Origin of the sequence: Enterobacter sp. MGH120 (assembly GCF_001037725.1) — a bacterium.
Lineage (GTDB): Bacteria > Pseudomonadota > Gammaproteobacteria > Enterobacterales > Enterobacteriaceae > Enterobacter > Enterobacter hormaechei_C.
Genome location: NZ_KQ089940.1, coordinates 3,819,687 through 3,845,597, shown reverse-complemented (window position 1 = coordinate 3,845,597; position 25,911 = coordinate 3,819,687). Strand labels below are relative to the sequence as shown.

The 25,911-nt window shown below is 54.4% G+C and carries 24 protein-coding genes; 16 read left to right on the top strand and 8 right to left on the bottom strand.

The features are described 5' to 3' along the window. Positions 1-35: 35 nt before the first annotated feature. Entirely contained in the window at positions 36-2,150 is a 2,115-nt protein-coding gene (locus SK54_RS17965) for a tail fiber/spike domain-containing protein (protein ID WP_074165995.1), read from the top strand. A 25-nt stretch (positions 2,151-2,175) separates the two neighbouring features. Here the strand turns inward: SK54_RS17965 and SK54_RS22185 are convergent, their stop codons facing one another. The 3 genes from SK54_RS22185 to SK54_RS17955 are packed head-to-tail and all read right to left on the bottom strand — an operon-like array spanning position 2,176 to position 4,876. Beyond that, complete coding sequence (locus tag SK54_RS22185) at positions 2,176-3,603, bottom strand: glucosyltransferase domain-containing protein (RefSeq protein ID WP_071882721.1); 1,428 nt, start codon at positions 3,601-3,603, stop codon at positions 2,176-2,178. Continuing rightward, on the bottom strand, positions 3,600-4,517 hold the full coding sequence (locus SK54_RS17960) for a glycosyltransferase family 2 protein (protein WP_006809736.1): 918 nt from the start codon (positions 4,515-4,517) through the stop codon (positions 3,600-3,602). The genes SK54_RS22185 and SK54_RS17960 overlap by 4 nt, the downstream gene beginning before the upstream one ends. Then, positions 4,514-4,876, bottom strand: a complete 363-nt coding sequence (locus SK54_RS17955) for a GtrA family protein (protein ID WP_048247720.1) — start codon at positions 4,874-4,876, stop codon at positions 4,514-4,516. Before SK54_RS17955 ends, SK54_RS17960 begins: the two co-directional genes overlap by 4 nt. 112 nt (positions 4,877-4,988) lie before the next feature. Here SK54_RS17955 and SK54_RS17950 point away from each other — a divergent pair, with 112 nt between their 5' ends. From SK54_RS17950 to SK54_RS17905, 10 genes are all read left to right on the top strand, one after another. Further along, positions 4,989-5,294, top strand: coding sequence for a hypothetical protein (locus SK54_RS17950; protein ID WP_048247718.1), 306 nt, complete (start codon positions 4,989-4,991; stop codon positions 5,292-5,294). After that, a complete protein-coding gene (locus tag SK54_RS17945; RefSeq protein ID WP_044704326.1) occupies positions 5,294-6,562 on the top strand; it encodes a Y-family DNA polymerase in 1,269 nt (422 codons plus the stop codon). The genes SK54_RS17950 and SK54_RS17945 overlap by 1 nt, the downstream gene beginning before the upstream one ends. A 566-nt stretch (positions 6,563-7,128) precedes the next feature. Next, complete coding sequence (yahO, locus tag SK54_RS17940) at positions 7,129-7,404, top strand: DUF1471 family periplasmic protein YahO (protein WP_015571217.1); 276 nt, start codon at positions 7,129-7,131, stop codon at positions 7,402-7,404. 200 nt (positions 7,405-7,604) lie between these two features. Then, positions 7,605-9,788: a TonB-dependent receptor gene (locus tag SK54_RS17935; protein ID WP_017382561.1), complete on the top strand. Its 2,184-nt coding sequence runs from the start codon at positions 7,605-7,607 to the stop codon at positions 9,786-9,788. Between the two features lie 127 nt (positions 9,789-9,915). After that, positions 9,916-11,889 (top strand): PhoX family protein, encoded by a 1,974-nt coding sequence (locus tag SK54_RS17930; RefSeq protein ID WP_048247715.1) that lies wholly within the window; start codon positions 9,916-9,918, stop codon positions 11,887-11,889. A gap of 102 nt (positions 11,890-11,991) precedes the next feature. Continuing rightward, entirely contained in the window at positions 11,992-13,380 is a 1,389-nt protein-coding gene (pheP, locus tag SK54_RS17925; RefSeq protein WP_032103895.1) for a phenylalanine transporter, read from the top strand. A 294-nt stretch (positions 13,381-13,674) separates the two neighbouring features. After that, the gene (locus SK54_RS17920; protein ID WP_048247714.1) at positions 13,675-14,910 is read left to right on the top strand and encodes an MFS transporter; all 1,236 of its coding nucleotides are present in this window, start codon (positions 13,675-13,677) and stop codon (positions 14,908-14,910) included. Between the two features lie 15 nt (positions 14,911-14,925). Beyond that, the gene (locus tag SK54_RS17915) at positions 14,926-15,951 is read left to right on the top strand and encodes a sugar phosphate isomerase/epimerase family protein (protein ID WP_017694374.1); all 1,026 of its coding nucleotides are present in this window, start codon (positions 14,926-14,928) and stop codon (positions 15,949-15,951) included. Next, positions 15,944-17,086, top strand: a complete 1,143-nt coding sequence (locus SK54_RS17910) for a Gfo/Idh/MocA family protein (RefSeq protein ID WP_017694373.1) — start codon at positions 15,944-15,946, stop codon at positions 17,084-17,086. Before SK54_RS17915 ends, SK54_RS17910 begins: the two co-directional genes overlap by 8 nt. Before the next feature lie 75 nt (positions 17,087-17,161). Further along, complete coding sequence (locus SK54_RS17905; protein ID WP_015571213.1) at positions 17,162-18,133, top strand: LacI family DNA-binding transcriptional regulator; 972 nt, start codon at positions 17,162-17,164, stop codon at positions 18,131-18,133. Here the strand turns inward: SK54_RS17905 and SK54_RS17900 are convergent, their stop codons facing one another. Both SK54_RS17900 and SK54_RS17895 read right to left on the bottom strand, forming a co-directional pair. Continuing rightward, positions 18,134-19,378, bottom strand: a complete 1,245-nt coding sequence (locus tag SK54_RS17900) for a mechanosensitive ion channel family protein (protein ID WP_015571212.1) — start codon at positions 19,376-19,378, stop codon at positions 18,134-18,136. 67 nt (positions 19,379-19,445) lie between these two features. Further along, on the bottom strand, positions 19,446-20,882 hold the full coding sequence (locus tag SK54_RS17895; RefSeq protein WP_039271415.1) for an MFS transporter: 1,437 nt from the start codon (positions 20,880-20,882) through the stop codon (positions 19,446-19,448). Positions 20,883-20,989: 107 nt separating this feature from the next. On the opposite strand from SK54_RS17895, the gene SK54_RS17890 reads away from it, so the two are divergent. From SK54_RS17890 to SK54_RS17880, 3 genes are read left to right on the top strand one after another with little or no spacing between them, the layout of a single operon-like run. Beyond that, positions 20,990-21,859 carry a helix-turn-helix transcriptional regulator gene (locus SK54_RS17890; protein ID WP_045334174.1) on the top strand — a complete coding sequence of 290 codons (870 nt, stop codon included), beginning with the start codon at positions 20,990-20,992 and terminating at the stop codon, positions 21,857-21,859. 48 nt (positions 21,860-21,907) lie between these two features. After that, the gene (locus SK54_RS17885) at positions 21,908-22,114 is read left to right on the top strand and encodes a type II toxin-antitoxin system RelE/ParE family toxin (RefSeq protein ID WP_048247711.1); all 207 of its coding nucleotides are present in this window, start codon (positions 21,908-21,910) and stop codon (positions 22,112-22,114) included. Then, positions 22,095-22,382 (top strand): helix-turn-helix domain-containing protein, encoded by a 288-nt coding sequence (locus SK54_RS17880; RefSeq protein ID WP_048247709.1) that lies wholly within the window; start codon positions 22,095-22,097, stop codon positions 22,380-22,382. Before SK54_RS17885 ends, SK54_RS17880 begins: the two co-directional genes overlap by 20 nt. 36 nt (positions 22,383-22,418) lie before the next feature. On the opposite strand, the gene nfsB is transcribed toward SK54_RS17880, so the two are convergent. The 3 genes from nfsB to SK54_RS17865 all read right to left on the bottom strand — a co-directional run bounded on the left by nfsB (position 22,419) and on the right by SK54_RS17865 (position 24,141). After that, positions 22,419-23,072 carry an oxygen-insensitive NAD(P)H nitroreductase gene (nfsB, locus tag SK54_RS17875; protein ID WP_003858884.1) on the bottom strand — a complete coding sequence of 218 codons (654 nt, stop codon included), beginning with the start codon at positions 23,070-23,072 and terminating at the stop codon, positions 22,419-22,421. Positions 23,073-23,192: 120 nt separating this feature from the next. Then, positions 23,193-23,561 carry an MmcQ/YjbR family DNA-binding protein gene (locus SK54_RS17870; protein WP_017382552.1) on the bottom strand — a complete coding sequence of 123 codons (369 nt, stop codon included), beginning with the start codon at positions 23,559-23,561 and terminating at the stop codon, positions 23,193-23,195. Then, on the bottom strand, positions 23,551-24,141 hold the full coding sequence (locus SK54_RS17865; protein ID WP_003858882.1) for a TetR/AcrR family transcriptional regulator: 591 nt from the start codon (positions 24,139-24,141) through the stop codon (positions 23,551-23,553). Before SK54_RS17865 ends, SK54_RS17870 begins: the two co-directional genes overlap by 11 nt. Positions 24,142-24,332: 191 nt before the next feature. Here SK54_RS17865 and SK54_RS17860 point away from each other — a divergent pair, with 191 nt between their 5' ends. Together SK54_RS17860 and SK54_RS17855 are read left to right on the top strand one after the other, a co-directional pair. After that, complete coding sequence (locus SK54_RS17860) at positions 24,333-25,436, top strand: RomA family MBL fold metallo-hydrolase (RefSeq protein WP_048247707.1); 1,104 nt, start codon at positions 24,333-24,335, stop codon at positions 25,434-25,436. 32 nt (positions 25,437-25,468) lie between these two features. Next, entirely contained in the window at positions 25,469-25,810 is a 342-nt protein-coding gene (locus SK54_RS17855) for a RamA family antibiotic efflux transcriptional regulator (RefSeq protein ID WP_017694370.1), read from the top strand. Positions 25,811-25,911 lie beyond the last annotated feature (101 nt).

Genomic DNA, 25,911 nt, shown 5'->3' with positions numbered 1-25,911 from the left:
CCCGGCCACCGCGCCGGGTTTTTTATGGAATCAATATGGCTACGCAACCTACCAATTTACCTGTTCCAAGCGAATCACCGCGCGATCTGAAGTTTAACGCCGGGAAAATTGATGAGTTCGTTACATCACCTGCTCATACATACACTGACAGGTTTGGTAATCAGCACCGGACAATTGCTGGCATCAATTACACAGCATCAACGGCTATTTCAAGCCTCGGGTATATCACTCTTGATAGCTTCGAAGATGGGAATAATCTTACGCTTCCTAATCAGGTGCTACGCTATGAGGCTACCGGCGAATATTATCGTTGGGATGGCGAGTTACCAAAGAGCGTAGCACCTGGCTCTACGCCGGAAACATCAGGAGGAATCGGACCTGGTGCATGGCTTAGCGTAGGCGATGCATCACTAAGAACTGATCTTGCCAGCGGTGAAAAGGCAAGTCTGGTCGGCTACGGCTCATCTACAGTAAAAGATGCTCTTGATTCGGTTGTAAATAAACGTGTCCTTTACTTCTCCCGATTCGGTACGCTGCAATCTTTGCAGTCTTACATCACATCTAATAACCTAAAAAACGTTGAAATTATTTTTGACCAGGTTGTGAACTTTGGCCCAGGTAGCGGTGGCTTAGGTACGATCGTAACCCTGAGCAATATGGACTGGCTTGAAATCCGCGGACTGGTTATCAGGGACACCCTGCTTTACTCCGGTGCATTTGACCTGACGCGCGTGTTCGACCTGACGAATATCACCAATCTGGTGTTTGAAGTGGATGCATCTTCCACCCTTGAGTATGTGGGTGATGATAAGCGCGGACTGACCCCACTGCGCCTGAATGGATGCGATAACTTCACATTTATTGGTAAGACATCTAAATGTTATGAAGGGTATGAGTGCGTTAATGTAAAAAACCTTTATGCTCGCAGTGTGAATAATGATACACGATATCCTCATATGTTGGGCACAGTTGGAACCGTAGATATACACACGGTCAATAATGGTTGTCGCCGTGACTTCTTTTTGACGAATAATTGCGGTGGCGGCGATATTACAGTTGATGCTGTGGACACCCAGCAGGGCACGCCGATCAAGATGTATTTCTATAATGGAAATATGGACAATCAGATATCTAATTTGGTTGTCAATTATAAATACAGAAGTACAGGGCGTTATGATTCAATCCTTCCAGCAAGAACACCCCCCATTTGGCTAGAGTGGGGATGGGATAGCACCACAACAGAGCCATTGATAAACGGGATAATGCGCAACATCGAGATTAATTATGATGTAGTTGGTGGGACTTGGGGGGCTGTAATTGGTACCAGAAAACTCATCGACGAAACTGTAGGTGATACAAATTCTCGTGGTTACGTATTCTCTAACATCACAGTAAAGGGGAGAATTGAACTTGGCGGTGGCGGAACTGGTAATAATGCAGTTTTCTTCAATTTTCGAGATGCTGACAACTGGAAGGCAGGAGATACTGTCAATGGGTTTGCATGCAAAGATCTGGTAGTAGTGAAACGCAATGGTGGTAACGTTGTCCTAAATGTCAGTCAGTTAATGTCTGCTGTTACAAACTACGGCGGTGTCACGTTCGATAATGTGTCTGCACCAGCAGGTGTTACTGATACAACCGATTACAGCAAAGTTAAATTTAGAGATTGCGTTTTTTCAGATTTCGCCAGCATGGGAGCAACTCCTGACGTCAGTAAAAGCGCCAGTGGTTCTTTTATGCTTATAAAAGCCGCAGAAGATTCAAGAAACTTTAAAATTGGCACAATTAGCACATACCGAAATGTCAGCCTCTGGACGATTGATATCGTGGCAAACTCACCATGGTCAGGCGTCACAAGCGCATGGCATGGAAGAATCCAAGGAACACTATCGGCAGGCAGCACTCCAGCAGCACTTACAATGGAGGGGGCCGTCCAAAGCACCTATACGAAAGGAACAGCAGCTACGCCGACTGTATCAGCCGATATTAATGGTAACGTGTTCCTTAACTTTGCAGGATGGGATTCACTCGAAGCTAATATAGCAGTTCGCGTTAGCATGCAGTACGATGAATTTAGTGGAGGTGTTAACAAATCGGTTAGAGGAATGCTAGGCAAACAAAATGGTGGATTTAGCCTAGCATTAAGTTAGAGATGAGTGCGCGAACCGGTAGCCCTTAGTTCGCGCACTTAACTTTATTGAAATCTAATATTGATATATTTGAGTCAGAATAAAGAGTAAAATCTTTATTCGCTAGAGCAACTCTCATGCTACATATGTTCTTTATAGCATTGACTCTTCTTTCACCCCTCAAGCCCCAAGCTCTTTCACCAATGGAGTCTGTCCTCTTAAACTGAGCCACACCCCATGTCCATGAATTTGACATATAGGTTGGGATTAAGTGTTTAATTATAGGGAATTTATCATCATAAATTTTGACTCTGGCTGGCCTTTTAACTTCACCGTTAATAACTAAATTTGATTCATCGGTGGAAGATATATAAGGACGGGCCATTGAAATAATTGAATCAATATATTCATTATTTGCCTTGGTGGCATTTGCATATGATACACAAAGAATCAGACCAGCAAACAAATATAACCATGATCCAACTGTTGTTAGCCAGTTATCTCCATTTACAGCTAACGCCAAGCAACAAAGGCATGTTAAAAATACAGGGGCTCCTATCATTATTCTAGGTGTCCACCATGTGCCACTTAAAAAAAGACCGGGTCCAATTGAAATTATCAGCGCTAAAGCCACCATTATGATAGGAAACGCCTTCATATGAAATTTACGTCCTGACCTGACAACGTAAATTAAAAATAATACGCATGGTAGCAATAGTAAAGTCAATGAAAATACAAGCTGATAGCTAGTGGCATCAGATAATAAATCAATGTATTTATAGATGTTATCTATTAGTTCTTCTTGTGAATTAATTATCCCACCCCTACCATTCATATCTAAGGAAAGAGCTTTCCATGTTATGGATGATAACAAGGTAGAAGTTAAAAAAGACAAACATGATGCTATACCAAGCAGCATACCATTTTTGAATGACTTCCTGAATTCATCCGCACAAAAAAAGCACGCTATCACTAGGTAGCATGTAGATGATGCTTGATAAGTTTGTAGTGACACGTAAACGCATATCACTGATGTCATTATAAATAATAAACTTTTATTATACCAAAGAAATGGTATGCATATAGCTACTATTGAAATTCCCATGCTCAAGGAATCAAATCTATAAGATAAATTCTCAAGCATGAAGGGAGAGAAAAGTATTAGCAATGAAATTGGAACTAAAGATCTTGTATTAATACCGAAGCTTTTAGCAATTGTAAACCCAGATAAAGCAATAAGAAGTGATGAAGCAAAATTGCCAATTGGGTATATATCCGTTACTGGATATCCCCCAGACAACAAAATCATCAACGCAGAGGTCAAAACTCTACCATCATGCATCCATGCAAGGCCTGTCAATGATCTTCCAATATCATCAATGTACAGACCGCCAGTTAAAACTATTGGCGTAACATACGCCAATGAAATAATGACTATTGCTTTAAGACTTTTATCACTTAAATAGGAATTCATTTGTTACCCTTAAGAATGTATCTAGGTCTGTTTTTGACCTCAACATATATTCTGCCAATGTACTCACCAAGCACACCGATCCCTATAAGCTGCACGCCGCCAAGGAACAAAATAGATACTAGCAAGGATGGATACCCACGAACTGGATTTCCAAATGCCAGCGTGTCAACAATCATCCACGCACCGTACAGGAATGAAAGCCCCGCAACAAACAACCCTATATAAGTCCACATACGGAGAGGGAATGTGGAAAAGCTTGTGATCCCTTCAAGGGCAAGGTTCCACAATTTCCATCCATTGAATTTTGTATTACCGGCAACGCGCTCAGCACGCGCGTATTCAACAACATCAGTGCGACCACCAACCCAGCTCAATATGCCTTTCATGAACAGATTGCGTTCTGGCATGAGCTTTATGTTTTCTACAACATCACGCGACATCAGGCGAAAATCACCCACGTTTTCTTCAATCTTTGGATTGCTGATTTTATTGTGGAGTTTATAGAACCACTCGGCAGATTTACGCTTTAATCTGCTGTCGGTAGAGCGATCAGAACGCTTTGCCAGAACCATTTCCGCACCGGCCTGCCACTTCTCAATCAGGTGTGGGATTACCTCTATAGGGTCCTGCAAATCTACGTCAATGGGGATGATTGCTTCACCGGTTGCGTGGTCAAGCCCGGCGAACAGCGCGGGCTCTTTACCGAAGTTTCTTGTGAATGACAGTGGAACAACCAGCGGATCGGCAACAGCAAGCGCTTTAATAATTGATTCTGTCGCGTCTTTACTGCCGTCATTGATGAAGACTATTTCGACTTCATGCTGCTTAAGACCTTCAAATTCACGAACGGTTTTATAAAAAATAGGTATCGCGTCTTCTTCGTTGAAGACGGGAACGACCAGAGAAATTTTCATTTCGCATCCCTAAAGACAATGAACTTTGAATAAATGAAACCGCACACCAGACTGATGGCGGAGAACACGACTAATGTGATGATAGGGGCCATACCGGACTTATCAGCGCACCACCCAACAGCAGCGCTAAGCGTTCCCATAAAGCCAACGTATAGCATGTAGCGCAGAGTGGTAGTCGAGGATTTAAACGTGAACCTGGCGTTTGCAAAGAAGCTGAATGACACCGCCACGACAAACCCGGCGAAGTTTCCAAGTGCCTGACCTGTATGGAATGCGTAAATGCAAACGGCGAACACCACCCAATGAATGAGCGTGTTGATAACACCTATTGATGTGTACTTGGCGAATAACTTTAACATTATAGAAATCAGTGAATTCGGAAAGGTCTGAAGTTTAGCATCACTGTCCAACTTGATCGACTCTCATATTTGACGATACTGTATATAAATACAGTTGTTTTTGGAGGTGGCCATGGAGGCAAAAGCTCAGCGATTCAGGCTTGAAAAATTATGTGGCGTTAACCGCTACTCCTGCCTGGTTGAAACGTCAGGCGGTTATGCGCTTTTTCAACCTGATCTTGTGCCATCCAACGGAACGCGCGTGCTGGTGCATGCGTTCGGCCAGCTACAGTTCGCGGTCGTTATGGGCGGTGCGCTCATCACAGAAGACGGTGAAAGCATAGAAGGCGATGGTTTAGATGAAGTTGAAGTCATGGGAGTGGTAACCTTCTTTATAAATGGCGCTGCGGCGTTCACAGACGACAATCCGGTGATGTGATGTTTGCCCTGGTCGATGTGAACTCATTTTATGCAAGTTGCGAGACGGTATTCAGACCAGACCTGCGTGGTCGGCCGGTGGTTGTTCTTTCGAATAATGACGGCTGCGTAATAGCACGTAGCGCAGAAGCAAAGGCTGCCGGGATAGCGATGGGTGAGCCGTTCTTCAAGCAGAAGGAATTATTCCGGCGCGCTGGTGTTGTTTGCTTCAGCAGCAACTACGAGCTCTATGCAGATATGTCCAGCCGGGTAATGACCACGCTGGAAGAAATGAGCCCGCGCGTGGAAATTTACAGCATAGACGAAGCCTTTTGCGACCTGACCGGCGTAAGAAACTGCCGTGACCTGACTGAGTTCGGGAAAGAGATCCGCGCGACTATTTTACAGCGGACGCATCTTACAGTCGGCGTCGGCATAGCGCAGACCAAGACGCTGGCTAAGCTGGCTAACCATGCTGCGAAAAAATGGCAGCGGCAGACGGGCGGGGTGGTCGATCTCTCAAACGTCGACCGGCAGCGAAGGTTACTGGCGCTTGTTCCTGTGGAGGATGTCTGGGGCGTTGGTCGGCGCATCAGCAAGAAGCTGAACGCTATGGGCATCAAAACCGCACTGGACCTTTCAGAGCAGAGTACGTGGATTATCCGTAAACACTTCAACGTTGTGCTGGAGCGAACTGTGCGGGAACTGCGTGGTGAGCCATGCCTGGATCTGGAAGAGTTCGCGCCGGTGAAGCAGGAAATCGTATGCAGCCGATCGTTTGGCGAACGCATTACTGACTATGAGCAAATGCGACAGGCGATTTGCAGCTATGCGGCCCGTGGAGCTGAAAAGCTACGTGGTGAGCATCAGTACTGCCGTTTTATCTCCGCTTTCGTCAAGACCTCTCCATTTGCCCTTAATGAGCCGTATTACGGAAACAGCGCATCGGTAAGGCTGCTCACGCCAACTCAGGACAGCAGAGACATCATCAACGCCGCGGTAAAGTGTCTGGACAAAATATGGAAGGACGGTCACCGGTACCAGAAAGCGGGTGTCATGCTGGGTGACTTCTTCAGCCAGGGCGTGGCCCAACTCAACCTGTTCGACGACAGCGCTCCGCGTGCCGGAAGTGAAAAGTTGATGGAAGTGCTGGATCACCTGAATGCAAAGGACGGAAAGGGCACGCTCTATTTTGCCGGGCAGGGTATACAGCAGCAGTGGCAGATGAAGCGTGAAATGCTGTCGCCTCGATACACTACGAGATTTTCAGATTTGCTTGTTGTCCGATAAAAGAGGTGCGCACCTGATAAATCTTACAATCGGATCGGTGGTGATTATGCAGATCAAGGCATTGGGCGTAAAGCGGCAAGTTGCGAAACTGGAAGGAGCTACGCAAAGTTGGTGGATCGGGAAATTACAAAGCGATGTCTGGTGGCATGGCTATGCATTCTCTGTGTCATAGATGTGTCATGCATGGATGTATCACAAGAAAACGAGAAAGCAGGTAACGACACGTAATGACACAAACGCGTTGCGAGCGCGGAAAAACTAATGATATTACAGTGCGTTAAATAGTACTCTACGTTCTTCTAAGCCGTAGGTCGTAGGTTCGAATCCTACAGGGCGTGCCATTAAATTTCACAGATTGCCGCCTGCGCGACGTCCTGCTGATTTTCTCCATGAAATACCCCTCGCGAAAGTAGCGTTAACGCACATTTTTCACAGCACAATTGACTGTTATAACAGTATTTTTCTTACCCTATGGCAATTTTGCTATTCCTCTACCATGCTCATATCACCTCACTCTTACTCGTGGGGCTTTTCGTAGTTGCTGATTAATCTCAAGGAAAAAGGTTATGAAAAAAACGACTGCTATTTTGATGGGCGCTGCATTTCTGTTTACCACCAATACCTTTGCGGCTGAACTGCTGACGAAAAACGAGTTTGAGAAAGTGGAATCACAGTATGAAAAAATCGGTACGGTTAGCACTTCCAATGAAGTCTCGGTAGACGACGCGAAAAAAGAGCTGATCGAGAAAGCCGATAAAGAAGGTGCTGATGTTCTGGTGCTGACTTCCGGCAACACCAACAACAAAATTCACGGTACCGCCGATATTTTCAAGAAAAAATAATGCCTTAGCAACCACCCCTGTTTCGGGGTGGTTGCGCGCCATACCTCCCGCCAGCCTTGTTTCTTGTCTCTTCTCGCTCAGAGATGTCCGTTGACACTTGATTACGCATTCATAATGCGTATAGTTCTCATTTGCATTTCTTTTAATAACTTTTAAGGCCCGACAACGGGTCATTTTTGCGCGCACGTTAAGAGCTCATTATGAACAACACCACAATGCACAAAACGCTGCTGGCGATTGCCATCGGCGCGGTTACACACTCCGCTTTTGCGGCGGATGAGAAAAAAGAGGACACCATCGTGGTCCAGTCCACGGCGGGGAGTGATTTCAAACCCGGTGGTGACCAGCTGCTTCCAGCCTTCCTCGACGGCCAGGTGGCGAACGGCGGGCGCATGGGTATGCTCGGTCAGCAGAACGCCATGGACGTGCCGTTCAACATCATCAGCTACACCTCGAAGCTGGTGGAAGATCAGCAGGCAAAAACCATTGCTGACGTGGTTGCCAACGACGCGGGCGTGCAATTTGTTCAGGGTTACGGCAACAGCGCGGAAACCTTCCGCATTCGCGGCCTGAAGTTTGACGGCGACGATATGACCTTTGGCGGATTGTCCGGGGTGCTGCCGCGTCAGGTGGTGGATGCCCAGATGGTCGACCGCATCGAGATCTTCAAAGGGGCCAACTCCCTGATGAACGGCGCCGCAAGCTCCGGCGTGGGCGGGATGATCAACCTTGAGCCAAAACACGCGGGCGACACCCCGCAGGCGAAAGTGGGCGTTGACTACACCTCGGATTCCCAGATTGGCACCACGCTGGATGCGGGTCGTCGCTTTGGCGATAACGACCAGTTTGGCGCGCGCGTGAACCTCGTGCATCGCGAAGGGGAAACCGGCGTGCCGAACGACCGCCGCCGCACCACGCTGCTCTCCACCGGCCTGGATTACAAAGGCGACCGCTTCCGCACCTCGCTGGACCTGGGCTACCAGAAAAAAACCTTCCACGGCAGCCCAACCAGCGTCAACATCTCGGCGGTGGACTTTGTGCCTGAACCGCCGAAGAACGATCGTAACTTCTCGCAGAAGTGGGCCTACAGCGATATCGAAAACGAGTTCGGGATGTGGCGCAGCGAGTATGACATCACCGATAGCTGGACGGCATATACCGGTCTCGGCGCGCAGCACGCGCACGAAGAAGGGATCTACAGCGCGCCGAAGCTCCTCGATAAGAGCGGTAATGCGACGGTCAGCCGCCTTGATACCAACCGCATCAGCGATTCCGTCAGCGGCATGGCGGGCATTCGCGGTAACTTTGACACCGGTTTTGTCTCGCACAAGGTCAACGTCGGGTATTCAGCGATGACCAAAAACGAAAAAATCGCGTGGAAAATGTCGGCGGCGGCAGATAACCCGACCACCAACATCTATCACAACACCGGCGTTGATATGCCGGACAGCACTAACTTCAACGGCTTAGGCGGGAAATACAGCGATCCGCTGACCAGCGGGCGCACCCGTACCCAGGGCTGGCTGCTGAGCGATACGCTGGGCGTACTGGACGACAAGCTGCTGTTCACCGCAGGCGCACGTCATCAGAAAGTTGTCATCCGCGGGTACAACAAAATCACCGGCGCGGAAAACGACGCGGACGGTTTCGACGGCAGCCGCTGGATGCCAACCTACGGCGTAGTCTATAAACCGTGGGAGGAAATTTCCCTCTACGCCAACCACACCGAGGCGTTACAGCCCGGTGAAACTGCGCCGAACACTGCTACTAACTACGGCCAGAGCACCGGTATCGTGCACTCTAAGCAGAACGAAGTGGGCGTAAAGGCGGACTTTGGCCGCGTGGGCGGCTCCCTGGCGCTGTTTGAGATCAAAATGCCGTCGGCGATCCTTGACGACAGCGGTCACTACGGCCTGGATGCAGAACAACGTAACCGCGGCGTGGAGCTGAACGTCTTCGGCGAGCCAATGCTTGGGATGCGTCTGAATGCCAGCGCCACCTGGTTGCAGGCCGAGCTGACCAAAACCAAAAACGGCGTCAATCAGGGCAACGATGCGATCGGTATTCCGAGCTTCTACGCCGTGCTGGGCGCAGAGTACGATATCAAGCCGATTGAAGGCCTGACGGCGACCGCGCGCGTTAACCACTCCGGCACGCAGTATGCCGATCTTGCGAACACCAAAAAGCTGGACAGCTACACCACGCTGGATCTGGGCATGCGCTATCGCTTCGCGGTGAACCACAATGAAAACCAGATGACCGTGCGGGCAGGCATCGACAACGTGACCAACGAGAACTACTGGTCAAGCGTGGACGATTCCGGTACTTACATCACTCAGGGCGAGCCGCGTACCTTTAAGGTCTCGGTTGGCTACGAGTTCTAAGCGTTCCACCTCGTTATCCGGGGCAGGGACGCCCCAATCCCTTCGTTGTCGTGTTATAAAATTGTAATAAAAGCTTCTTACACTGGTCGCCACATCCTTACCTCTTGGCCAATGACAGGAAGCCGCTATGGGCAGACCCCTCAAATCCGTATTTAAAAAAGAACATCGCGACGATATCAGTAACCGCAGCGCTAACCCGGTATTCTCCGAGGTTGCAGAGGTGTTCCTCTCCCGCCGCCGTTTTCTCCAGATGGGGGCCGTAGCGGGGGCCGCCGTATCATTCCCGTATCTGATCACACCCGAAAATGCCATTGCCGCGGTATCGAAGCCTTCCGCGCTGGCAAAAGCGGTTTCCCTGGGCTTTACCAGCATCGACGTCTCCACGGAAGACACGGTCAGGGTGCCAGAAGGCTATATTGCCCGCCCGTTCTATCGCTGGGGTGATCCGACGGGAATCAAAGACAACATGCCGGCATTTAAGCCGGACGCCAGCAATACCACAGACGAACAGGCTGTGCAGGCGGGTATGCACCACGATGGCATGGCGTGGTTTAGCCTGCCGCAGGGGGCGCAAAACCCGGAACATGGCCTGCTGGCGCTGAACCATGAATACATCGATAACGGGATGCTGTTTACCGACGGTACGGCGAACTGGAGCCTCGATAAAGCCCGCAAGGGGCAGAACGCGATGGGCGTGTCGGTGGTGGAAGTGAAAAAAACGGGCAGCGGCTGGGAGGTGGTGCGTCCGTCTTCCTTCGCCCGGCGTATTACCGTCAATACGCCGATGCAGCTTACCGGCCCGGCGCGGCATCAGGATTTAATGAAAACCGCCGCCGATCCGCAGGGGGAACGCGTTCTGGGCACCATGCAGAACTGCGCCAACGGCCACACGCCTTGGGGCACCTATCTCACCTGCGAGGAGAACTGGTCGGACATTTTTGTGAAAAAAGCCGATCTCAATCCGCTGGAAAAACGCTACGGCATCAGCGACAGCGATGAGTCCTACCGCTGGAACGAGGTGGATGAGCGGTTCAGCGTCGATAAAACCCCTAACGAACCCAACCGTTTCGGCTGGGTGGTGGAGATCGATCCCTACAACCCGACCTCCACCCCGCGCAAGCACACCGCGCTGGGCCGCTTCAAGCATGAGGGGGCCGCCGTCACGCTCGCCGCCGATAATCGCGTGGTGGTCTACATGGGCGACGACCAGAAGTTTGAGTACATCTATAAGTTTGTCTCCGACAAAAAATACGATCCCGCGAACCGGGAAGCCAATATGCAGCTGCTGACGTCCGGCACGCTGTACGTCGCCAGGTTCAACCAGGACGGAAGCGGCGACTGGCTGCCGCTGATCTTCGGGCAAAATGGCCTGGATAAAAGCAACGGGTTTGAAAGCCAGGGCGATCTGCTGATCAAAACCCGCCTGGCGGCCGACGCGGTGGGGGCAACGAAAATGGATCGTCCCGAGTGGATTGCCGTCGATCCGCACGCCAGCGGCAGCGTCTACTGTACGCTCACCAACAACAGCGATCGCGGTAAAGAGGGTAAGGCACCGGTCGATGCCGCTAACCCGCGCGCCAACAACGTGTTTGGTCACATCATGCACTGGCACGAAGAGGGTGCCGATCCTGCCGCCGCACGCTTTAAGTGGGGTATTCTGGTTATGGCCGGGCGTACCGACGGCGACGATCCGAAGGCCAAAGGCTCCATGCAGGGCGCGGCATTCGGCAGCCCGGATGGGTTGTCGTTCGATCACCGGGGCGTCCTGTGGATCCAGACCGACGTCTCCTCCAGCACCATCAATAAGAAAGCGTACGAGGGGATGGGCAATAACCAGATGGTCGCCACCATTCCGGGCACCAACGAGTATCGCCGTTTTCTGACCGGGCCGCGCGGATGTGAAATCACCGGCATTGCGTTTACGCCGGACAACCGCACGCTGTTTATCAACATTCAGCATCCGGGGGAGGGCGGGGATGATATTACCGACCCGGCCAATCCGCGCGCTGTTTCCAACTGGCCAGACGCCAGCCCGAACGGGCGTCCGCGATCGTCAACGGTGGTGATTACCAAAGCGGACGGCGGGATCATCGGGTCGTGACGTTTATCCGCCGGGCGCATGCGCTGGCCCGGCGTTAAGCTTGCTACCACCAGCATGAAGTGTTAAAACGTGCCCCTTCTAAAAAAGAGACAGGGGTAGGGCGTGAAAGACGCGTCATCCGCTTCAGGCCATGGTAGCGCTGAAGCTTCGTCGGATCAGAGTCCGACGCTGCAACGTGGTTTGCAAAATCGACATATTCAGTTAATTGCCCTTGGCGGCGCGATCGGTACCGGGCTGTTTCTCGGCATCGGCCCCGCCATTCAAATGGCTGGCCCGGCGGTTCTGCTGGGTTACGCTCTCGCCGGGATTATCGCCTTCCTGATCATGCGCCAGCTCGGCGAGATGGTCGTTGAAGAGCCGGTGTCCGGCTCCTTCGCACACTTTGCCTATAAATACTGGGGGCCGTTCGCAGGCTTCCTCTCCGGCTGGAACTACTGGGTGATGTTCGTGCTGGTGGGCATGGCAGAGCTGACCGCCGCCGGCATCTATATGCAGTACTGGCTCCCGGACGTGCCAACGTGGATTTGGGCCGCGGCCTTCTTCATCATCATTAACGCCGTTAACCTTGTGAACGTGCGCCTGTATGGCGAGACCGAGTTCTGGTTTGCGCTGATCAAGGTGCTGGCGATTATTGGCATGATCGGCTTTGGCCTGTGGCTGCTGTTCTCCGGTCACGGCGGCGAGCGTGCAAGCATCGACAACCTGTGGCAGCACGGCGGCTTTCTGGCGACCGGCTGGAAAGGGCTGATCCTGTCGCTGGCGGTCATTATGTTCTCCTTCGGCGGGCTGGAGCTGATTGGCATCACCGCGGCTGAAGCGCGCGATCCGCACAAAAGCATTCCGAAAGCGGTCAACCAGGTGGTGTACCGTATCCTGCTGTTCTATATCGGCTCGCTGGTGGTGCTGCTGGCGCTCTATCCGTGGGTAGAAGTGAAATCTGACAGTAGCCCGTTCGTGATGATCTTCCACGATTTGAACAGCAACGTGGTGGCTTCGGCGCTCAACTTCGTCATTCTCGTGGCGTCATTGTCGGTTTACAACAGCGGGGTTTACTCCAACAGCCGCATGCTGTTTGGCCTCTCCGTACAGGGCAACGCGCCGAAGTTCCTCACCCGCGTCAGCCGTCGCGGCGTGCCGATCAATTCGCTGTTCCTTTCTGGCGCTATCACCTCGCTGGTGGTGCTGATTAACTATCTGCTGCCGAAAGAGGCGTTTGGCCTGCTGATGGCGCTGGTTGTCGCCACGCTGCTGCTGAACTGGATCATGATCTGCCTGGCGCACCTTCGCTTCCGCGCGGCGATGCGCCGCAAGGGGCGCGAGACGCAGTTTAAAGCGCTGCTCTATCCGGCGGGGAACTACCTCTGTATCGCCTTCCTCGGGCTGATTCTGGTGCTGATGTGCACCATGGATGAGATGCGCCTGTCAGCGATGCTGCTGCCGGTGTGGGTGGTGTTCCTGTTTATCGCGTTTAAGCTTTCACGCAAAAAGTAGCGCGGTTTTCTCCCTCTCCCTGTGGGAGAGGGCCGGGGTGAGGGCACCAGACCGCACCAAACCAGACCGCACCCGCCTTCACGCCCGGTGGCGCTGCGCTTACCGGGCCTACATGTTCGGGGACGTTATTTAGTAGGCCGGGTAAGGCGCAGCCGTCACCCGGCACCTCCCCTTCACCGTTATCGTGACTCCCCTCCCAATTCTGTTTTGATCCAGAGGATCTTTATTTTGTAATCGATTACTTTTCATTTGAACGAATTTGTAATCGATTACTTTTTCCGGGTGAGGCTTATCATGGTGTCAACTGAGAGTAGTGAAAAGGCGATAACGCAACACCGGCTGCTGGTGCCGCGTCTGTCGCTGATGATGTTTCTGCAATTTTTTATCTGGGGTAGCTGGTCGGTCACGCTTGGCCTGGTGATGACTCAGCACAACATGTCTTTGCTGATTGGCGACGCGTTCTCTGCCGGACCCATCGCTTCCATTCTTTCGCCGTTCGTGCTCGGGATGCTGGTGGACCGCTTCTTTGCCTCGCAGAAGGTGATGGCGGTGATGCACCTCGCGGGCGCGGCGATCCTCTGGTTCGTGCCGGGGGCGCTGATTGCTGAGAACGGCGCGCTGCTGATTGGCCTGCTGTTTGGCTACACGCTCTGCTATATGCCGACGCTGGCGCTGACCAACAACATTGCGTTTCACAGTCTGGCGAACGTGGATAAAACCTTCCCGGTAGTGCGCGTGTTCGGCACCATCGGCTGGATCGCGGCGGGCATTTTCATCGGCGTCACCGGCGTGGCGTCCAGCGTCACCATCTTCCAGGTGGCGGCGATAAGCTCCGTGCTGCTGGCGCTCTACAGCCTGACGCTGCCGCACACGCCCGCGCCAGCGAAAGGCCTGCCGGTAAAGGTGCGGGATCTCTTCTGCGCGGACGCCTTCGCGCTGCTTAAAACCCGCCACTTCTTCGTCTTCTCCGTCTGCGCGATGCTGATCTCCGTCCCGCTCGGCACCTATTACGCCTACACCGCCTCGTATCTGGCGGATGCCGGCATTGCCGACGTCAGCACCGCCATGTCCTTCGGGCAGATGTCTGAGATCGTCTTCATGCTGGTTATTCCTCTGCTGTTCCGCCGCCTGGGCGTGAAATATATGCTGCTGATCGGCATGCTGGCGTGGTTTGTACGTTATGCCATGTTCGCGCTGGGCGTCAGCGAGGAGGGGCGCATTCTGCTGTATCTCGGCATTCTGCTCCACGGCGTCTGCTACGATTTCTTCTTTGTCGTCGGCTTTATCTACACCGACCGCGTGGCGGGCGAAAAGGTCAAAGGCCAGGCGCAGAGCATGATCGTGATGTTCACCTACGGTATCGGCATGCTGCTCGGCTCTCAGATTTCCGGCGCGCTCTATAACCGTCTGGTGGCAGGGCAGACCGTGCCGCAGGCGTGGGTCACATTCTGGTGGATCCCGGCGGTGGCTGCCGCGGCGATCGCGCTGATTTTCCTTCTCACGTTTAAGTATGACGATGACAAGGCGTAACGTTCAGGAGGTGGTATGAGGACAATGAAAGGACCGGGCATTTTTCTGTCGCAGTTTATTGGCGGGGAAGCGCCCTTCAACACGCTCGACGGGCTGGCAGGATGGGCGGCGGGGAAGGGTTACAAAGCGGTGCAGATCCCCTGCAACCATCCGCATATCTTTGATGTGGAGAAAGCCGCAGAGAGTCAGGCCTACTGCGATGAAATCGCGGGCAAGCTGGCCGCGCACGGGCTGGTCATCAGCGAGCTGTCGACCCATCTGGAAGGGCAGCTTGTGGCGGTAAACCCGGTTTACAGCGAGGCGTTTGACCACTTCGCCCCTGCTTCCGTGCGGGGTAACGAGGCGGCGCGTCAGGCGTGGGCGACGGAAAAGCTGAAGCAGGCGGCGGTCGCCTCGGCCCGATTAGGCCTGAAAGCACACGCCACCTTCTCCGGATCGCTGGCCTGGCCGTTTTTCTACCCGTGGCCGCCGCACAACGAGCAGCGTTTTCAGAATGCATTCGGGGAGCTGGCAGCCCGCTGGCGGCCGATTCTGGATACCTTCGACGAGCAGGGCGTGGATGTCTGCTTTGAGCTGCATCCGGGGGAAGATCTGCACGACGGCGTAACCTTCGAGCGTTTTCTGGCGCTGGTCGATAACCATCCGCGCTGTAATATTCTCTACGATCCAAGCCATATGCTGCTCCAGCAGATGGACTATCTGACCTTTATTGATATCTACCATGCGCGCATTAAAGCGTTCCACGTGAAGGACGCCGAGTTCCGCCCCAGCGGGCGCAGCGGCGTCTACGGCGGCTACCAGCCGTGGATCAACCGCGCCGGACGCTTCCGCTCGCCCGGCGACGGACAGATCGACTTTAAGGGCATTTTCAGCAAGCTGACCCAGTACGACTACGACGGCTGGGCGGTGCTGGAGTGGGAGTGCTGCCTGAAGGATGGCGATACCGGCGCGAGTGAGGGCAGTGAATTTATCCGCCGTCATATCATCCCGGTTTCCGGACGGGCGTTTGATGATTTCGCCGCAGGGGGCAGCCATGATTAACGTCGGGATTATCGGCAGCGGGTTTATTGGCCCGGCCCATATCGAGGCGCTCAGGCGTCTCGGGTTTGTGCAGGTGGTCGCGCTCTGTGACGGCTCGATCGTTAAGGCGCAGGAAAAATCGCGCCAGCTCAATGTGCCGCACGCCTGTGCCAGCGTGGAGGAACTGCTCGCGCTCCCTAATCTGCACGCGGTGCACAACTGCACGCCGAACCACCTGCACGCGGAGATTAACTGCCAGATCCTGCGCGCGGGCAAGCACGTGTTTTCCGAAAAGCCGCTGTGCATGACGCCGGACGAGGCGCGCGAGCTGGTGGCGCTGGCGGAGCAGGCAGGCGTGGTGCATGGCGTGAGTTTTGTCTATCGCCAGTTTGCGATGGTGCGCCAGGCGGCGAGCATGATGCGCGCGGGCACCCTCGGACGGCTGTTTGCTTCGCACGGCAGCTATTTACAGGACTGGATGCTGCTGGAAACCGACTACAACTGGCGGGTGGATGCCGCGCTCGGCGGCGCGTCACGGGCGGTGGCGGATATCGGCTCCCACTGGTGCGATACGGTACAGTATGTGACCGGCAGGCGCATTACCGAGGTGATGGCTGATTTATCCACCGTCTGGCCAACGCGCAAGGCCAGCGCGGGCGGTCATCAGACCTTCACCCATGACGAACAGGCGGAGTATGAAGACAAACCGGTCACCACCGAAGACTTTGGCTCGGTGCTGTTCCGCTTTGACGACGGCAGCAAGGGCAGCTTTAGCGTCTCGCAGGTGAGCGCGGGGCGAAAAAATCGCCTGACCTTTGAAATTAACGGTAGCGGGCAGTCGGTGGCGTGGGATCAGGAAATCCCGCAGCAGCTGTGGGTCGGCCATCGCGCCCGGGCAAACCAGATACTCAGCGACGATCCGGGCCTGATGAACCGTGACGTGGCCGACAGCGCCCACTTCCCCGGCGGGCACATTGAAGGCTGGCCGGATGCCTTTAAAAATATGATGGCGCAGTTTTACCGTGCCGTGCAGGCGGGCGCGATGCCGGATAATCCGCAGTTTGCCACCTTCCACGATGGCGCCTGTGTGATGTATATCATTGATGCAATTATGAAAAGTCATCAGCAGCAGCGCTGGGTGCGCGTGGAATACTGACGCATTGCCCGGTTCGCCGGGCAATCAATTTATGGTAGCCTGCACAAAACGCTAACCGCAGGATGTATCGTCGCTATGTCAATTCAGAAAATCGCTCAACTGGCCGGGGTATCCGTGGCAACGGTCTCCCGCGTACTGAATAACAGCGATACCGTGAAGGCGAAAAACCGCGAGCGCGTTTTGCAGGCGATCCAGGAGAGTAACTATCAGCCCAATCTGCTGGCGCGTCAGCTGCGCACTGCCCGCAGCTATATGATCCTGGTGATGGTCTCGAACATCGCCAACCCGTTCTGCGCCGAAGTGGTGAAGGGCATTGAAGCCGAGGCAGAAAAAAACGGCTATCGCATTCTGCTGTGCAACTCCGGCTCGGATATTGAGCGCTCCCGCTCGGGCTTAAGCCTGCTCTCCGGCAAAATCGTCGACGGCATTATCACCATGGATGCGTTCTCGAAACTGCCGGAGCTGGCCGCGCTGATTGGCAACGCGCCGTGGGTGCAGTGCGCTGAATACGCCGATGCGGGCGCGGTCTCCTGCGTGGGGATTAATGATGTTGATGCCTCCCAGCACGTTGTCAGCCAGCTTGCCGACGGGGGACGCAAACGCATTGCGCTCATCAACCACGACCTCAGCTACAAATATGCCCGTCTGCGCGAGCGCGGCTATAAGAGCGTCATACACCTGCGGGATCTGGACTATCAGGCGGTGGAGTACGCCAGTGAGCTCAGCTCCGGTGCGGGCATGGCGGCGATGCAAAACCTGTTAAAAGCAAACCCGCCGGATGCGGTGTTTGCCGTTTCCGATACGCTGGCGGCGGGGGCGCTGCGCGCCATTCAGCAGGCAGGGCTGCGGGTGCCAGAAGATATCGCGGTGGTCGGCTTTGACGGCACCGAGCTGGCGGAGATGATTTCACTCACCACTATTGAACAGCCGTCGCGGGATATCGGGCGCAAGGCGGTCAATCTGCTGTTAAATAAGATCGACAACCCGGATGCGCCCACGGAAAGGGTCATGATGGACTGGCGCTTTATTTCCCGCGCCAGCTCCTGATTATCTGGCGATGACGCCAGCCAGCGAGCGAATATCGTTTCCGGTTGGCGACTGGTGAATACGCAGGCCAAATTCATCTACCACCGCGAAAATATGATCGAAGATGTCGGCCTGAATATCTTCGTATTCCGCCCAGATCACCGTGTTGGTAAAGGCATATATTTCAATCGGCAGCCCGTTGGCATCCGGCGCGAGCTGGCGCACCATCAGCGTCATATCTTTGCGAATGCGCGGGTGGTTACGCAGATATTCATTCAGGTAGGCACGGAAGGTGCCGATATTGGTCATCTTGCGCAGGTTTAATACCGATTCCCCTTCGCCGTTCTGCTGATTCCACAGGTTAATTTCCTCATGACGCGCCGCCAGATACGGCTTCAGCAGTTTCGCCTGAATCAGTTTCTGCTGCTCCTGCTCGTCGAGGAAATGAATGCTGGTGGTATCGATATTCAGGCTACGCTTGATGCGGCGGCCACCGGAGGCGGACATGCCGCTCCAGTTGATGAACGCATCGGACACCAGCGCCCAGGTCGGGATGGTGGTGATGGTGTTATCGAAGTTGCGCACTTTAACGGTGGTCAGGCCGATGTCGGTCACCGTGCCGTTGGCGCCGTACTTCGGCATCTCCAGCCAGTCGCCGAGCTTGAGCATGTCGTTGGCGGAGAGCTGAATGCCCGCCACTAAGCCCAGTATCGGGTCTTTAAAGACCAGCATCAGAACGGCAGCCATCGCACCCAGGCCGCTTATCAGAATGGCGGGTGACTGACCGATCAGCAGGGAGATAATCAGTATCCCCACCAGAATGGCACTCACCAGCTTAACGCCCTGGAATATCCCCTTCAGCGGCAGCTGCGAGGCGGTTGCCATTTTCTGCGACAGATTGAAAATCACGTCCAGCAACGAGAAGAAGGAGAGCAGGGCATAAACCATCACCCACAATTTCGCGCAGGTGGTGAGTAATTCCGCCGCTTCGCTGCCTTTTTGCAGCCACAGAACCGCCTGAACGTTGACGATTATCCCCTGGAGGGTAAACGCCAGACGGTGAAATAATTTGTTCTGCGTAATGATCTGCAACCATAAATGACTGCTGGCCTGGGCGCGTTTCTCGAATGCGCGCAGCACCACTTTGTGCAGAATAAAATGAACGATAATGGCCGTAAGAAAAATAATACCAAAGATAATCACTAAAGAGGTGGTGTGATTAATTTCAATCCCTAACTCTTCAACCTGAGCAATTAATTCCTGCATAACGTCTCCTGTATTGATGCAGCCCCATAATGGCGGCTGCGGATCTATTATGCAAATTCAGGCAGTTTTATTTTGTCGCCGGACAGGCCTTGACGACCGGTAAACACAGACGATGACGCATACGCAGCGTGACCAGCGCCAGCACCACCATCATGGCCGTTTCCACCATCAGGAAGACGTTGACCGCCTGGGTATAATCTCCGTGATGATTTTGCAGCCCGTGCAGCAAAATCGCGCCGAAAATGGCCGGGCCAAGCCCCAGCGCAGCCTGTTGCAGCGTGCTTAAAATCGCGCTCGCGGCCCCCGCGTCGTCAGGCTGAATATCGCGCATCCCGATACGGTAGAAGCTGTTTACAATCAGCGCCTGCCCGTAACCCACCAGCCCGGTGGCCGGGGCCAGCGTCAGCGCGGTATTCTGCATTCCCCAGTGACGGAACGTGGCGATCAGCGCCACCAGGCCGACAAGCTGAATCGCAAGCCCGGTCAGCAGGATGGCGCTGGTGCTGTAGCGGGCAATCAGGCGTGGGGCGAACCAGGCAGAAATAAAATAGGTGACGCCAAGCGCGATAAAGCTGTTCCCGGACTGCCACGGCGCCATTCCCAGACCGCTTTGCATGGTCAGCGCCATGCAGAACATAAACCCGGACCAGACGCTGAAAAAGAGTATCCCAATCAGCACGCCAAAGCGGATGCTGCGCAGCTGTAACAGGCGCGGCGCGATGAGCGGATGGGCATTCTCACGCTCTTTTTTGCGCGCGTTCAGCACCATCAAACAGGCCAGCGGCACAATCGCCAGCAGTGCGGCCTTCAGCGGCCACGACCAGTGCCACTGCGGGCCGAGCGCCATCGGGAACAGCAGACAGCACAGTATTGCCGTCAGCAGGACAGTCCCGGTCCAGTCAATGCGCGACGGCGTGTCGCGGCGGGTTTCCGGAACGTAGCGACGGCTCAGCGCCAGCACCACCAGACAAATCGGCACGTTGATAAAGAAGGCGTTGCGCCAGCCCAGCCCGGCGATGTCCGCCGATACCAGCCAGCCGCCACCCATCTGGCCGACGATAAACGCAATTCCGCCGATACCCCCGAACAGGCTGATCGCTCTGGCGTGTGCCGTTCCTTTTAACGTCACATGCAACGTCGCGAGAATTTGCGGCATGATCAGCGCGGCGCCCGCGCCCTGAATAATGCGCGCGCCAAGTAACTGTTCGATATTGCCCGCCATGCCGCACAGCAGCGAGGCCAGGCCAAAACACGCCACGCCCCACATAAACAGGCGACGGCGGCCAAGGTTATCGCCCAGCTTGCTGCCGGGGGCCAGGCAGACGGCAAAGGCCACGCCGTAGAGGGCGACGATCAGCTCCAGTTCGGTGGCGGTGGCGTGTAACGAATGGGTGATGGAATCCAGCGCCACGTTGGTGATTGAGGTATCAATCAACGGCAGCATCTGGCCGGTTAACAGCAATATCAGGCCCGCACGACCCGGTGAAACAACTGACGTATTCATGGTGACTCCATTGCGTCAAACAGCGTAGAGTCGTAGCATCAACCATCTGATAAACGGGTACCAGTTCTTGCTTATACTGGTACTGGCACTACCATGCAGGAGATGTTATGGCGCTGATGTCTGAACCTGTCACCTCTCTCCAGGATGACACCCGCAAGCAGCTGGGCGCGTTTTTGCGTGCCCGGCGCGAAAGCCTCGATCCGCAGCGTCTCGGCTTACCGCGCAGCGGCCGCCGCCGCACGCCGGGCCTGCGCCGGGAGGAGGTGGCGATGCTCGCGGATGTCGGCGTGACCTGGTACACCTGGCTGGAGCAGGGCCGGGACGTCAATCCGTCCAGCGCGGTGATGGCCGCCATTGCAAAAGCGCTGCAATGCACCCCGACCGAAGCCCGACATCTTTTTGTGCTCGCCGGTTTGCCGCCGGGTGAAGCCCCGCAGGCGGTATGCTGCGAGGGGATCAGCGAAGGCACGCGTCGCCTGCTGGATACCCTGATGCCGAAACCTGCCAGTATTCAGAAACCGAATTTCGACATCGTGGCGTGGAACGACAGCTTTGGCCACCTGATGGGCGTCGATTTCAACGCCATCCCGCCGGAAGATCGCAACTGTATTTACCTGTTCCTCACCCATCCGGCGTGGCGCGCGCGGCTTGGCAAACGTGACGACGTGCTGCCGATTTTCGTCTCCTACTTCCGCGCGGCCATGGCTGAGCACCGTGGCGACCCGCTCTGGGAAGCGAAGCTGGCGCGTTTTTTTGCGGTGTCCGAAGAGTTCAAAACCCTGTGGCACCAGCGTAACGACGTGCGCGGCGTGGAGAACCAGCTCAAGCTGTTCACCCATCCCGAGCTGGGGGATTTTCATCTCCAGCAGATGTACTGGTACTCCGCCCCGCGAAACGGATCGCGGCTGCTGGTCTATTTACCCGTGGATGAGGCAGGGGAGAAGGCGATGGCGTGGCTGGCGGAGCAGGGGAAGTAAGTTTTTTGCGAGGGGCTTTCAGGGAATCAACGCGTGACTTAGCCTTTAATGCAAATTGCCTTATATGCTAATATCAGGGGGCCTTTTTCTGCCTTCAGGAGTACAGGCGAAGCTGACCGCCAGCTTGATAAATTTCTCGCTAACCCGACGGCGATGGGGATATTTATCAAGAAGACGCAAAAAACGCCCTCTGCTGAACTCCGTCTGGCACTGAAGCGACAACAGGAGATGTTGGATGAGCAAGAAGATTATTGACTGGGATGAACTCCGATCTGAGCTGTTAAGCGATTCAGAGGTACAGGCCTCTTTTGATGCTGAAGAACGAAAAGAGCGCTTGCGCGATATGTTGGCGCAATGGCGAAACCAGGCCGGTCTGACGCGCGCGCAGGTGGCGGAGCGAATGGGCGTCAGCGCACCCACCATATCAAGAATGGAAGCGAATATTACCCGGGCGAGCCTTGATACGTTAACGCGTTATGCACTGGTGTGTGGGGTTAAACACCCGCAGATTACGCTCTATTGAAAACAGGCACGCCGGTAACGGGCGCGCCTGTAGAAATTAGCATTCAGTCACAATCGTGCTCAGCGGCAGGCGAGATTTCGGCAGCGTGGCGTTGAAATCTTCCACGCTGTGATGCCCGACCGGGACCACCACCAGGCTGGTGAAGCCTTTCTCTTTCAGGCCAAACTCTTCGTCGAGGATCGCGGCGTCAAACCCTTCGATGGGTACCGCATCCAGGCCCATCGCGGCCACGCCCAGCAGGAAGTTGCCGACGTTCAGGTAAACCTGCTTCGCCATCCACTGGTCGTCATCTTTCAGATCCACGCGGTGCATGTCGGCAAAATAGCAGCGGCCTTTGTGGTTCGCGGCTTTTGCTTCTGGCGTGGCGAAACGGCCGTCAGCCTCTTCCTGATCGACAACGCGCTCAAGCCAGGCATCGTCCATCGCGGTTTTCGCGCAGAACACCACCACGTGAGAGGCATCCAGCATTTTGCGTTCGTTAAACACATAGGTGCCCGCCGCGGATTTTGCCACGCGCGCTTTACCCTCTTCAGTGCTGGCAACAATAAAGTGCCACGGCTGGGAGTTGGTGCTGGACGGGCTGTATTGCAGCAGCGTTTTGATTTTTTCCGCTTCTTCTGCGGTCAGTTTTTTGGCTGGGTCGAACGCCTTGGTAGAGTGGCGTTTCAGGGCGACAGAAATAATATCCATAACAACTCCTGGTGATGAAATTCGCCCGCGGGCGGGCGTGAAAGGAAAGCAGATTACCGCGCGAAGCGGGAAAAGATAAGTGCGATTCGAGCGCTTATTCTGTTCGTCTCAGACGAACAATCAGGCAGGCCGAATCCACTTCTGATCTTTTTTCGGCAGTTTATCAACGACCAGATTCCACGAATCCGTAATCAGGTCGGTGACCAGTTCAGGCGTGATGTCGTCCGTGCCATAAAGTGAGATCCAGTGTTTTTTATTCAGATGGTAACCGGGCTCCACGCCACGGTAGATCTGCTGATTGAGCAGCGATTTTTCCGGATCGGATTTCAGGCTGACGTGGGCCCGACCGTGTGCGGTCGCCATCAGCATAAAAATTTTCCCGCCCACCTTAAACACGTCATACTCCGGGCCAAACGGCCAGCAATGTTCGGTAAAAGGCCTCTCCAGCGCGACGCGTCTGGCATGTTCCTGCAAGGATTTACTGTCCATGGTTATCTTCCTCAGCAAGCCCGCGCCACATGGCTTCAAAGCCCAGCGCTTTGAAATCGACGGCACGGGACGGATCGCGCGCGGCAAACTCCATGGTGGTTTCAGCCAGCGATAAGAACATTGCATCACCGAAGGTCTTAAACTCGTCAGACATAAACACCGGGCGGATCGAACGACGACACAGTTCATGCAGTTCCGGGAACATGTCTTTCACCGCCTGCTCGGTTTCGGCGTTCAGCTTTTCACTGACGCCAATCTGGCGGATAGCCGCATGCGCCAGGGGGTTACGAATACCCCAGTCTACATAGCTGTTCCAGATATTGCGGGTATGCTCTTTTGGCTCGGTGATGGTGCGATCGAGATTCGCCAGCATGGTCTGGCAGAGATCCTGCTTCAGATGCAGGTAGAGTGCATTCAGCAGATCGTCTTTGGTAGCAAAGTAGCGAAACAGTGTCCCTTCAGCGACGCCCGCATTACGGGCAATTAACGCCGTTGAGGCGGCAATACCTGACTGCGCAAACGCAGCCGTTGCTGCTTCCAGTAAGGCCTGTTTTTTATCTTCACTCTTCGGACGTGCCACTAAATTTTTCCTCCCGTCAATTGTAAAAGCCCTGATTGAAACACGAGCCTTGATACGCTGCAACGCGGAATGTCAAAGATCGAAAACCTTCTTGACGGCGTAATCATCCTATCTATAATGAGTGCTTACTCACTCATAATCAAGTATCACCCGCGCAAACCATCGGATGGGGCGCGTAGGCGGGTCAGGAAATGAAAAAGCCTCTATTCATCTGCGTGGTGTTAGTCATGATTATTGCTTCAGCTGCCAGTTTACCGTTTGTACTGAATGCCGGATTTGGCCAGCCACCGCAGGGTGCGCAGCTCTCTGAAGTGGAAGCCTCTCCGCACTATCGCGACGGGCAATTCCATAACACGCTCCCTACGCCGGGCTTTACCGGGCAACAAAATATGCTGGTGGCGTGGTGGCAGTTCCTTACCCGTAAAACCGAAAATGCCCGTCCTGCGCAGCCGCTGCCGCTGGTGAAAACCGATCTGGCGAGCCTGTCGCCTGAACAGGACACGCTGGTGTGGCTCGGCCACTCCTCCTGGTATATGCAGCTGGCGGGGAAACGCATCCTGATCGATCCGGTTCTGAGTAGCTACGCTGCACCGTTCTCGTTCCTCAATAAAGCGTTTGCGGGGGAGTACCCGTGGCGTGCGGAGAGCATGCCGGAGATCGACCTGCTGATTATCTCCCACGATCACTATGACCATCTGGATTACGCCACCATCAAGGCGCTGCTGCCGAAGGTTAAGCGCGTGGTCACCCCGCTGGGCGTGGGGTCGCATCTGCGCTACTGGGGGATGAACCCGGAGATTATCGACGAGCGGGACTGGAACCAGTCGGTGCATATCAGCGATACGCTGACCGTACACGTTCTGCCGGCGCGCCATTTTTCCGGGCGCGGCATTAAGCGTAACCAGACCCTGTGGGGCAGCTTTATGTTTGTCGCCCCAGAGCGAAAGGTCTACTACAGCGGAGACTCCGGTTACGGCCCGCACTTCAAAGCGATTGGCGAGCAGTTTGGCGGAGTTGACTTAGCCATCATGGAAAACGGCCAGTACGACCAGGACTGGAAGTACATCCATATGCATCCGGCGGAAACGGCGCAGGCCTCGGCAGATCTCAATGCCAAAGCGGTCGTACCGGGACATAACGGGCGTTTTGTGCTGGCGAAACATACCTGGAACGATCCACTGATCCAGCTGGCGAAAGCCAGTAAGGATAAAAACTACCGGCTGCTGACGCCGGAGCTGGGCGAGCCCGTGCGGGTAAGTGATACCACGCAACAATTTCGCGAGTGGTGGGAATAATGTTTAAGCGAGAAGCAGAGGGGGAGAGCAGTATGACGATTTCCGCTCAGGTCATTGATACGATTGTCGAATGGATTGATGACAATCTACATCAGCCGTTACGCATCGAAGAGATTGCCCGCCATGCGGGTTACTCAAAATGGCATTTACAGCGGCTATTTATGCAGTACAAAGGCGAAAGTCTGGGGCGCTACATCCGCGAACGCAAGCTGCTGATGGCGGCGCGCGATCTGCGTGAGTCAGACGAGCGCGTGTACGACATCTGCCTGCGCTATGGGTTTGACTCGCAGCAGACGTTTACCCGCATCTTTACCCGCACCTTCAACCAGCCGCCGGGTGCGTACCGTAAAGAGAACCATAGCCAGACACATTAACATGTCGCGTGTAGGCCGGGTAAGGCGTAGCCGCCACCCGGCTTTTTTGTGGGCCCGGTGCCCTAAGTTGCCCGGTGGCGCTGCGCTTACCGGGCCTACAA

What these genes read in the sequence shown, in the direction of transcription:
- SK54_RS17965 (WP_074165995.1), top strand. Translation starts at nt 36, where the DNA reads ATGGCTACGCAACCTACCAATTTACCTGTTCCAAGCGAATCACCGCGC.
- SK54_RS22185 (WP_071882721.1), bottom strand. Translation starts at nt 3,603, where the DNA reads ATGAATTCCTATTTAAGTGATAAAAGTCTTAAAGCAATAGTCATTATT.
- SK54_RS17960 (WP_006809736.1), bottom strand. Translation starts at nt 4,517, where the DNA reads ATGAAAATTTCTCTGGTCGTTCCCGTCTTCAACGAAGAAGACGCGATA.
- SK54_RS17955 (WP_048247720.1), bottom strand. Translation starts at nt 4,876, where the DNA reads ATGTTAAAGTTATTCGCCAAGTACACATCAATAGGTGTTATCAACACG.
- SK54_RS17950 (WP_048247718.1), top strand. Translation starts at nt 4,989, where the DNA reads ATGGAGGCAAAAGCTCAGCGATTCAGGCTTGAAAAATTATGTGGCGTT.
- SK54_RS17945 (WP_044704326.1), top strand. Translation starts at nt 5,294, where the DNA reads ATGTTTGCCCTGGTCGATGTGAACTCATTTTATGCAAGTTGCGAGACG.
- yahO (WP_015571217.1), top strand. Translation starts at nt 7,129, where the DNA reads ATGAAAAAAACGACTGCTATTTTGATGGGCGCTGCATTTCTGTTTACC.
- SK54_RS17935 (WP_017382561.1), top strand. Translation starts at nt 7,605, where the DNA reads ATGAACAACACCACAATGCACAAAACGCTGCTGGCGATTGCCATCGGC.
- SK54_RS17930 (WP_048247715.1), top strand. Translation starts at nt 9,916, where the DNA reads ATGGGCAGACCCCTCAAATCCGTATTTAAAAAAGAACATCGCGACGAT.
- SK54_RS17920 (WP_048247714.1), top strand. Translation starts at nt 13,675, where the DNA reads ATGGTGTCAACTGAGAGTAGTGAAAAGGCGATAACGCAACACCGGCTG.
- SK54_RS17915 (WP_017694374.1), top strand. Translation starts at nt 14,926, where the DNA reads ATGAGGACAATGAAAGGACCGGGCATTTTTCTGTCGCAGTTTATTGGC.
- SK54_RS17910 (WP_017694373.1), top strand. Translation starts at nt 15,944, where the DNA reads ATGATTAACGTCGGGATTATCGGCAGCGGGTTTATTGGCCCGGCCCAT.
- SK54_RS17905 (WP_015571213.1), top strand. Translation starts at nt 17,162, where the DNA reads ATGTCAATTCAGAAAATCGCTCAACTGGCCGGGGTATCCGTGGCAACG.
- SK54_RS17900 (WP_015571212.1), bottom strand. Translation starts at nt 19,378, where the DNA reads ATGCAGGAATTAATTGCTCAGGTTGAAGAGTTAGGGATTGAAATTAAT.
- SK54_RS17895 (WP_039271415.1), bottom strand. Translation starts at nt 20,882, where the DNA reads ATGAATACGTCAGTTGTTTCACCGGGTCGTGCGGGCCTGATATTGCTG.
- SK54_RS17890 (WP_045334174.1), top strand. Translation starts at nt 20,990, where the DNA reads ATGGCGCTGATGTCTGAACCTGTCACCTCTCTCCAGGATGACACCCGC.
- SK54_RS17885 (WP_048247711.1), top strand. Translation starts at nt 21,908, where the DNA reads ATGCAAATTGCCTTATATGCTAATATCAGGGGGCCTTTTTCTGCCTTC.
- SK54_RS17880 (WP_048247709.1), top strand. Translation starts at nt 22,095, where the DNA reads ATGAGCAAGAAGATTATTGACTGGGATGAACTCCGATCTGAGCTGTTA.
- nfsB (WP_003858884.1), bottom strand. Translation starts at nt 23,072, where the DNA reads ATGGATATTATTTCTGTCGCCCTGAAACGCCACTCTACCAAGGCGTTC.
- SK54_RS17870 (WP_017382552.1), bottom strand. Translation starts at nt 23,561, where the DNA reads ATGGACAGTAAATCCTTGCAGGAACATGCCAGACGCGTCGCGCTGGAG.
- SK54_RS17860 (WP_048247707.1), top strand. Translation starts at nt 24,333, where the DNA reads ATGAAAAAGCCTCTATTCATCTGCGTGGTGTTAGTCATGATTATTGCT.
- SK54_RS17855 (WP_017694370.1), top strand. Translation starts at nt 25,469, where the DNA reads ATGACGATTTCCGCTCAGGTCATTGATACGATTGTCGAATGGATTGAT.